The organism is Bartonella sp. AC329YNZD (assembly GCF_042196685.1).
Classification (GTDB): Bacteria; Pseudomonadota; Alphaproteobacteria; order Rhizobiales; family Rhizobiaceae; genus Bartonella.
In genome coordinates this window covers 63,020-70,521 of sequence record NZ_JBHIQS010000009.1, presented here as the reverse complement: position 1 = coordinate 70,521, position 7,502 = coordinate 63,020, and the positions used below count along the sequence as shown (strand labels likewise).

The following is a 7,502-nucleotide window of genomic DNA, read 5'->3' as shown; positions in this document are numbered from 1 at the left end:
CCGCCCCAAACGCGCCTCAACACGCACCCTCAACCAACCCCGCCGCTCCACACGCGTCTCAGCACGCTCCCTCATCAACCCCAGCCGCCCCACAGGCGCCTCAACACGCCCCCTCATCAACTCCAGCCGCCCCAAACGCGCCTCAACACGCACCCTCAACCAACCCCGCCGCTCCACACGCGTCTCAGCACGCTCCCTCATCAACCCCAGCCGCCCCACAGGCGCCTCAACACGCCCCCTCATCAACTCCAGCCGCCCCAAACGCGCCTCAACACGCACCCTCAACCAACCCCGCCGCTCCACACGCGTCTCAGCACGCTCCCTCATCACCCCCCACCACCACAAACGCGCCTCAACACGCACCCTCATCAACCCCAGCCGCCACGCAGGCGCCTCAGCAGTCCCCCTTAATGGAGCGCGCGCCGTTTCCCATTTTTTCTTCAACAAACCGTACCATTGTCATCACTGAAGGAGAAATTGATGCACTTTCCTTAGCCGCCTATGGATATCCGGCGGTCTCTGTCCCCTTTGGAGGAGGCAGTGGAGGAAAGCACAATTGGATTGAAAATGAATTTGATCATTTAGAAGCTTTTGAAACAATTTTTTTAGCCACCGATATGGATAAGCCTGGTGAAGAAGCAGCCCGTGAGATTGCCAGCAGGCTTGGACGCCACCGTTGCTACCGTGTCCATTTACCCCTCAAAGATGCCAATGACTGTTTAACCGCAGGGATTGATAGAGCCACCATAAAAGCAGCCTTTTCCTCAGCAAAAAGCTTTGCACCAGAAGGTTTACGGCGCGCCTCAGACTATAAAGACAAAGTCATCGGACTGTTTTGGCCAGAGCCTGAAAAACATCTTGGTTATACGGTTCCCTATCCTAAACTGAAGGACAAAGTGCATTTCCGCCCAGCAGAATTAACGCTATGGAGCGGTGCCAGTGGAGCAGGTAAAAGCCAATTGTTATCAGACTGTATTCCCCATTGGATTGCGCAAAACAGTCGGCTTTGCTTAGCGTCTCTGGAGATGAAAGGAGAACAATCGCTCCGCCGTTTAACCAAACAAACGGGCGGCTTAGAACAGCCTACAAAAGAGACAATTGAACGGATTCTTCATTTTTTAGATGAAGGGCTTATTCTTTATGAGCATGTTGGCAAATCAAGCGTTGACACCTTGCTTGATGTCTTTGACTATTGCCGTGCGCGCTATGGCTGCGATCAATTTATCATCGACAGTTTGATGCGGCTTGGCATTGCCTCTGATGATTATGCAAGACAAGAACAAGCCGTTTATAAAATGGTTGATTGGGCTGTTTTAAACAGTGTGCACATTCACCTTGTCGCCCATGCCCGCAAAAGCGGTCTGGATAAAGATATCCCCAGCACAGAAGACATTAAAGGCGCCTCAGAGATTGGCGCCAATGCCTTTAACATCATCACCATTTGGCGCAATCGACCGTTAGAAGACAAAATCTTTGCCGCCTCTCTCGCACAAGAAAAAGCAGATTTAGCCAAACGCCCCGGCGTTATTATGAATATTGCCAAACAACGTTCTGGTGATTTTGAAGGCAAAATAGGGCTTTGGTTTGATCCCCAAACCTACCGCTATCGCTGTTCTTTTGAACAATCATTCCCTCGACGTTATCTGTAATACCCCACAAACCCCACTCTCTTTAAAAACGCCACCGCTTTCACACGCACACGCCCTGCTCCCATAGAAACAACAGGAAGGATCAATCCACAAATGACGAAAAACATCCAATCCTTCGCGAACCAAAGCCCCCTCAACCCTAGATTCTCTAATCCCAAATGCAAACAAAAAAAGCTCGCTCTAACAACGGCGCCCCCCCTTCAATAACCACAAACAATGCGTCACCACCCCATCTCGCCACCCCCTCATATGCAAAATCAAAAACCACTCCAACAGTGCAGCAAATACCAACCCCATCAAGGACAATAGTCCCCATGGTATGTCCACATTCTCCATCCCCACAAGAGCTAAAAAAGGACGACTCCTAAAATGCCGTAAAACAGCACTTCCTTCAAAAGGAGGGAAAGACCAAAAATACAATAAAACGCCACCCGCCACCACGGAATATCGAAGCGCTTGGAAACCTTATAAGTACACATAACGACAACAATAAAAAGGTAGAAAAACACCAACAACAGCAAAAAAAAACAAATCGTTCGACATCACATACCCCTCACAGCAAGCACATTAAAGATCACACCCATGGAGAAGAAAAACACCCCCTACTTTAAGAACCAAGCCCCTAGAACACGCGCACGCCTTACACCCTGATAAATCAAAGGAGAAAAAAATCCAACAATAAAGGGCAACACCCTCTCATCCGAGAACCAAAGCCAGCTCAACCCTAGATTCTCTGCTCCCAGACGGGTAAAACAAAGGATTGGTGCCAAAATGCAGAAAAACAGCACAAAATTCAAAGCACGCAACAACCTCTGTAACACCGTATCACCTTGCTCGCGTATAAAGAACCCCAAGAGCACTTTCAACAATACAGACAAGAGCAAAACCTTTAAGAATACCGCCCTTATGCTATCCATATCCCTGACACCCACAGCAGCAAACCACAGGATAAAGCCCATCATGCAACAAAACATAACCGCCTTCAAGAAAACTTGCCAAGCAACAGGCATACTCTTGACGCCCAGATGCACCAAACCAAGGACAGTTGCAAAAATGCAAGAAAATACCGCCCCCTTCAAGAGCAGCTCTCCGTCAACAGCACGACGGCCCACGCCCACATAAATAAAACCAAGGTAGGTGGCAAGAGCGCCATAAAGCACCACCCATCTCCAAAACATCCACCCTGTAACAGAGCGACGCTTGGCAATCTTATAAATAAAAATCAAGGCAACAGCAAAAAAGCAGAAAAACCCAAAAAAGCAGAAAAAACAAGGCAACAGCAAAAACATCACATTGTTCGACATCAAATACCCCTCACAGAAAGAACATCAAAGATCACGCCGGTGGAAAAGAAAAATGCTCATTTTTTTAAGCCCCCCAACAGTACACGCACACACCATACCCCTCTCCAGAGCAAAAAAAGGAACAAATCCAACACTGCTCACAAACACCCCATTGTTCAAGAACCCCCCATTGTTCAAGAACCCCCTATCGTTCAAGAACCACCTATCGTTCAAGAACCAAAGCGTGCTCCAGCCCATATGCTTGGCTCCCACATGTGCCAACCCAACAACAGTGCCAACAACGCCGCCAAACACCAGAAACTTCAATAAAAATACCCCACGCGATATCCATTTACCCCGCACCCTCATAAGTAAAACCAAGGACAGCGCCAACAATGCAACAAATACCGCTCCCATCACTAAAAATTCCCACGATATATCAAAATGCTTCGCTCCCTTATAAGCAAAGCCAAGAATCACTGCAGCAATGGTGCAAAACACCCCCGCCTTCAAAAACACACCCCACGTAAAAGTCCTACGGTCTGCTCCCACCAAAATAAAACAAAGGACAGTTGCAACAATGCAAGAAATCACCCCCCCTGCCAAAACACCTCCCACGGAATAGCCGGTCGCCCCGCATCCTCATAAGCAAAGCCAAGAACCAAGCCAAAAATGCAGCAAAACGCCAGTCCCTTAAAAAATATGTCCCGCGTAATCACCCATACGCCCCGCTCCTTCATCAATAAAAACCAAAGATCATGCCCAAAATGCCGCAAAAGATCAATCCTTTTCAAAGAATGAAATCCTAAACTCAAGACGCCTTGCCCGTCTATAAATAAGAGCAAGGACAAAGCCCAAAAGGACATAAAACACCCACTTGTTTAAGAACCACACCTGAGTCAAACCCAAATGCTCGGCTTGCGCATAAACAAAATCAGAGAGAGCAGCCAAAATGAAGCTCAACAACACCATCTTGAGGAACAAACCCTTCGTTATACCACGCCGCTGCATTACTTCATAACCCAACATAAGGAAAATACCGGGAATGCCATAAAACGCCACAGCTCGTAAAAATATGCCCCACGTCATCCCAAGAGCCTTCATTTCCACATAAACAGCCACAGAGACATAGGCCACAATACAGCTAAACACCAATCCCTTCAGAGACAAAAGCCCGCGCGCCATCACTCACCTCCCCCATCAAGTCACTCAAGAAAAATATCCACCATGCGACAAAACCCCTCTCTTTTCAAGGCTCTAAAGCCAAATCATAACAAGATGCTTTACACCTCTATAAACCAGCCCAATGACAAAACCCAAAAGGATACCCTCACGGGATTAAGAACCAAAGCCAGCGCCACCCCATGCGTTCAGCAACCGTATAAACAACATGAGATCCCCGCCAATAAAGCCCCCCAAACCCCATCCTCTTAAAAAAATTTCTTCCTTTCATGATCCCTCAAATACCTCCCCACATAAATAGAAATAAAGCTCCCAAGAGGCAGAAAAACATCAACCATGGCAAAAAACCAAATCCTGCGACATCAATTCCCCCCACAGCAATAAAATCAGAAAGAATGCCCATCATGCAACAAAACGCCCATCCTTTAAAGAAGCAGAACCACAAAGAGAACGACACACACCACTCCCACAAAATCCCTCGCACAGCCCCCGCAAAATCCCCGCCCCCGTATAAATCTCTCGTACAAACAAATGACAGCAGCAAAAGAAAACCACCACCCCACACCCTTTTGAAAAACGTCCCCTCACGCAACAAGCAGATATAAAAACCTATTCCTCAACAAGCATACAACAGCACAATCCCGTTTCTTTGCATAAACATGAAAGAATCAAAATTAAAATTTTTAAGGAGATGTTATGAGCCATCAAGAGAAAAAAAACATGCAAACCTGCCCGCTTGATCATCAAAATCAAGGAAAGCACATTGGTCATTTAAAGACGCAAGAAATCCCTGTAGAAACGCGTAATCCTTATTTTAAACCCAATCATCCAGAAAGTTCCAGTAACCCGCGCACGATTAAAGCCATTGCCAATGCACAAAGCCATCCCATTGCCCTTTTATATGCCAAAGGGCATCTCAGCAAAGCCCAATATAAAGCGGCAGAACGTTTTTATTTTTACTGGCGTCAAAGCCAAGCCGATCTCCACATGAGCCTTGACTACACCCGTGAAAAGGTTGCCTGTAGCCAAGGGCACACACACCCCATTGAACGTCAAATAGCAGCATCCAATCAATTAAAAACCATTAAAGTTCAACTTGGTATTCTTGGCTATTCTCTTCTTGAGCGGGTTATAGGCCACGGACAAGCGATCAAAGAATTAAGTTCTTCAAAACGCAAACAAAACTCCCTTGCCGATCATTTACGAGATTGTTTAGACTTGCTCGCATTTCATTGGGGATATGCAAACCATAAACATTTTGAATAATCTCCCTCGCCATTTTAAGCGGCCTCCCATCCTTCCCGCTCCCTCTATAAGCAAAACAAAGGAAAACAGCAATAATGCCGCAAAATACCCCCGCCTTCAAAATCACGCTCCGCACAACCATCATACGCCCCCCTCCTTCATAAGGAACAACCAAAAACATCGCCCTTAAGAACACACCCCATGGGATAGCCACACTCCTTCATAACCAAAAACCAAAGAGAATTCTTAAATCCCACAAGCTCAACACTCCAGCCACAGCGCCCCTTGCAAACGCTTCAATCCCCTCAAGCCCTAACCCTCAAAAGACAAAACTGCACAAAACCCTAAAACCCCACACTCAATACGCATCCCCTTAAAAACAAAGAGCCTCAATCTACAGTAGTCTATCATCATGAGAGGCTTTTAAATGTATTCGTTTTTTAGAGTACATTTTGTTCAAAATTGTTGCATGCATCAACACATCTTTAAAAACAGTTCAATGGATGTCGAACTTAGAATAAGCACTCAGTTGAAAAAAGTATTCATGAAATTTTAATGCACAATAGTTTTTTAAATTCATTTTTTTGATATTTTCTACAACCTAATGTTAGAAATTCTCCTGTTTTTTAAGTCCTCTGATTGCAAAGGAGGCTTTTTTTATAACTGTATTATCTTCAATCAATCTCCTGTTAACTTTGTGATATTCCTCTATAAGGTCTACCCGCAAAATAGATCATTCTTTTGTCAAATTGACTTGCGTTCCATTCTTAAAGAACAAAGATTCTTAACTCAATCTGATTTACAAACAGCTTGGATACACTTCCCTCTTGGCTTCTATTCAGGGTTTTCCGCTAAACTCAAGGCGCAACAGAAGATTGCTCTGTCTCAAAGATTCACCACGCCCCTAAAAAACACTTAAAACATATCCCAAAAAGCTTGCTTCATATCACCAAACCTTAAAGGATAGTGTTTTACGGTATAAGCTGTTTTACACCATAATAGAATGACTAATATTTGATGATATTCTTTATCATATCACACCAATAGGCTGATGTATAATCACAATCAATTGTTCTTCAGATTAAAATTAAGAGAGCAGAATATCGCAAGATTCTCTTATTTATGTTGAATCAATCAACACCATTTCCTTGCGCGTTACAATCGGGAGAGACAGATGGAATAAAATACTTCAAAGATAAAAAAAATCAAAAGACCTCTTCTAAACACTCTCAAGTTCCAAGAGCTGTCATCCCATTAAGAGCGAAAATAGTAGATAGTGCGAACCGCTCTCTTATTAGATTTCATAGAAGAGATTATCCACTTCATAAGGACTTTCTCCGTTAATTCATTCACCAACATTATTGTAATATGAAAATCACTCTATATTTCTTTAAAAGAAGTCCGTAAATATGCAACACAAGTCTATTCTGTTTGGAACATTCGGTTTTACGGTAAGAGCGTAAACTCATTTTAAAAAAGCCCTAAAATGTAAGGTAATGCGCACTTTCCATTCAAATATTGCTCTTTAACCATCAAACCAAATAAAAAATAGACAGGAAAGATGGAGAAAGGCTTAGCCCTTTAAATTCTTCCCACAGGCATTAATCTTCTTTCTTTTAGAGATACCCCCAATATATACAACATCCTTCCTTTCTAGTGCCCCCTTCTAACATCCTCAAAGAATCCAAAAGTTGATATGGCTTATTCTGTTGTATCATAAAACACTGTTCGTTGAGGACAGTGTTGAAGCAGTTAAAATAATTGAAGTGTTTTTCCAACGCCATTAGTTAAACAAAAAGACAAACTGTAGGAAAATACCTTACAGATCTCGTGTGAAAAAAAATCAAAAAAAAATCAAAAAAAAAGCACAAAAATATCTTAATTATCATAGAAGCGTTAGTATCTTTTATCATTATACTGACGAGCGAGTCTTATCATACAATGGTCTCAAATGCTGAGGATATCAAAGGGAATATCCATAGCAAGCGCAACAACCGATCAGTATAAGATAAGAGAATAAATTTCTTGGCTGTCTCTATATCTTTATGGAATACGCCTTCCCCTATGGATGCACTCTAGCCCTCAAAAAGAGTGCATCCTTCCCCTCAAGGGATACCTCCGACCCTCAAAGGAGGCATCCAAT

General features: G+C 43.9%; 9 protein-coding genes and 1 pseudogene. 2 read left to right on the top strand and 8 right to left on the bottom strand.

Going from position 1 to position 7,502, the window contains the following annotated elements; all coding sequences use genetic code 11:
• Positions 1 to 1,646, top strand: a pseudogene (locus ACFIMW_RS05810) (toprim domain-containing protein); the annotation flags it as partial.
• A 151-nt stretch (positions 1,647 to 1,797) separates the two neighbouring features.
• Here the strand turns inward: ACFIMW_RS05810 and ACFIMW_RS05805 are convergent.
• The 8 genes from ACFIMW_RS05805 to ACFIMW_RS05770 form a co-directional block, all read right to left on the bottom strand.
• A complete protein-coding gene (locus ACFIMW_RS05805) occupies positions 1,798 to 1,965 on the bottom strand; it encodes a hypothetical protein (protein ID WP_375608163.1) in 168 nt (55 codons plus the stop codon).
• A gap of 286 nt (positions 1,966 to 2,251) precedes the next feature.
• A complete protein-coding gene (locus ACFIMW_RS05800) occupies positions 2,252 to 2,953 on the bottom strand; it encodes a hypothetical protein (protein ID WP_375608162.1) in 702 nt (233 codons plus the stop codon).
• Between the two features lie 24 nt (positions 2,954 to 2,977).
• Positions 2,978 to 3,550 carry a hypothetical protein gene (locus tag ACFIMW_RS05795; RefSeq protein WP_375608161.1) on the bottom strand — a complete coding sequence of 191 codons (573 nt, stop codon included), beginning with the start codon at positions 3,548 to 3,550 and terminating at the stop codon, positions 2,978 to 2,980.
• Positions 3,523 to 3,726: a hypothetical protein gene (locus tag ACFIMW_RS05790; RefSeq protein WP_375608160.1), complete on the bottom strand. Its 204-nt coding sequence runs from the start codon at positions 3,724 to 3,726 to the stop codon at positions 3,523 to 3,525. Before ACFIMW_RS05790 ends, ACFIMW_RS05795 begins: the two co-directional genes overlap by 28 nt.
• Complete coding sequence (locus tag ACFIMW_RS05785; protein WP_375608159.1) at positions 3,713 to 4,117, bottom strand: hypothetical protein; 405 nt, start codon at positions 4,115 to 4,117, stop codon at positions 3,713 to 3,715. Before ACFIMW_RS05785 ends, ACFIMW_RS05790 begins: the two co-directional genes overlap by 14 nt.
• Positions 4,118 to 4,262: 145 nt before the next feature.
• Positions 4,263 to 4,385 carry a hypothetical protein gene (locus ACFIMW_RS05780; protein ID WP_375608158.1) on the bottom strand — a complete coding sequence of 41 codons (123 nt, stop codon included), beginning with the start codon at positions 4,383 to 4,385 and terminating at the stop codon, positions 4,263 to 4,265.
• A gap of 6 nt (positions 4,386 to 4,391) precedes the next feature.
• A complete protein-coding gene (locus ACFIMW_RS05775) occupies positions 4,392 to 4,520 on the bottom strand; it encodes a hypothetical protein (protein WP_375608157.1) in 129 nt (42 codons plus the stop codon).
• Positions 4,517 to 4,669, bottom strand: coding sequence for a hypothetical protein (locus ACFIMW_RS05770; RefSeq protein ID WP_375608156.1), 153 nt, complete (start codon positions 4,667 to 4,669; stop codon positions 4,517 to 4,519). Before ACFIMW_RS05770 ends, ACFIMW_RS05775 begins: the two co-directional genes overlap by 4 nt.
• A gap of 141 nt (positions 4,670 to 4,810) precedes the next feature.
• Between ACFIMW_RS05770 and ACFIMW_RS05765 the strand changes: the two genes are divergently transcribed.
• On the top strand, positions 4,811 to 5,380 hold the full coding sequence (locus ACFIMW_RS05765) for a hypothetical protein (RefSeq protein ID WP_375608155.1): 570 nt from the start codon (positions 4,811 to 4,813) through the stop codon (positions 5,378 to 5,380).
• Positions 5,381 to 7,502 lie beyond the last annotated feature (2,122 nt).

Bases quoted from the DNA above. Each gene is read 5' to 3' on its own strand.
- ACFIMW_RS05805 (WP_375608163.1), bottom strand. From the start codon at position 1,965: ATGGGGACTATTGTCCTTGATGGGGTTGGTATTTGCTGCACTGTTGGA.
- ACFIMW_RS05780 (WP_375608158.1), bottom strand. From the start codon at position 4,385: ATGAAAGGAAGAAATTTTTTTAAGAGGATGGGGTTTGGGGGGCTTTAT.
- ACFIMW_RS05775 (WP_375608157.1), bottom strand. From the start codon at position 4,520: ATGATGGGCATTCTTTCTGATTTTATTGCTGTGGGGGGAATTGATGTC.
- ACFIMW_RS05800 (WP_375608162.1), bottom strand. From the start codon at position 2,953: ATGTCGAACAATGTGATGTTTTTGCTGTTGCCTTGTTTTTTCTGCTTT.
- ACFIMW_RS05785 (WP_375608159.1), bottom strand. From the start codon at position 4,117: ATGGCGCGCGGGCTTTTGTCTCTGAAGGGATTGGTGTTTAGCTGTATT.
- ACFIMW_RS05765 (WP_375608155.1), top strand. From the start codon at position 4,811: ATGAGCCATCAAGAGAAAAAAAACATGCAAACCTGCCCGCTTGATCAT.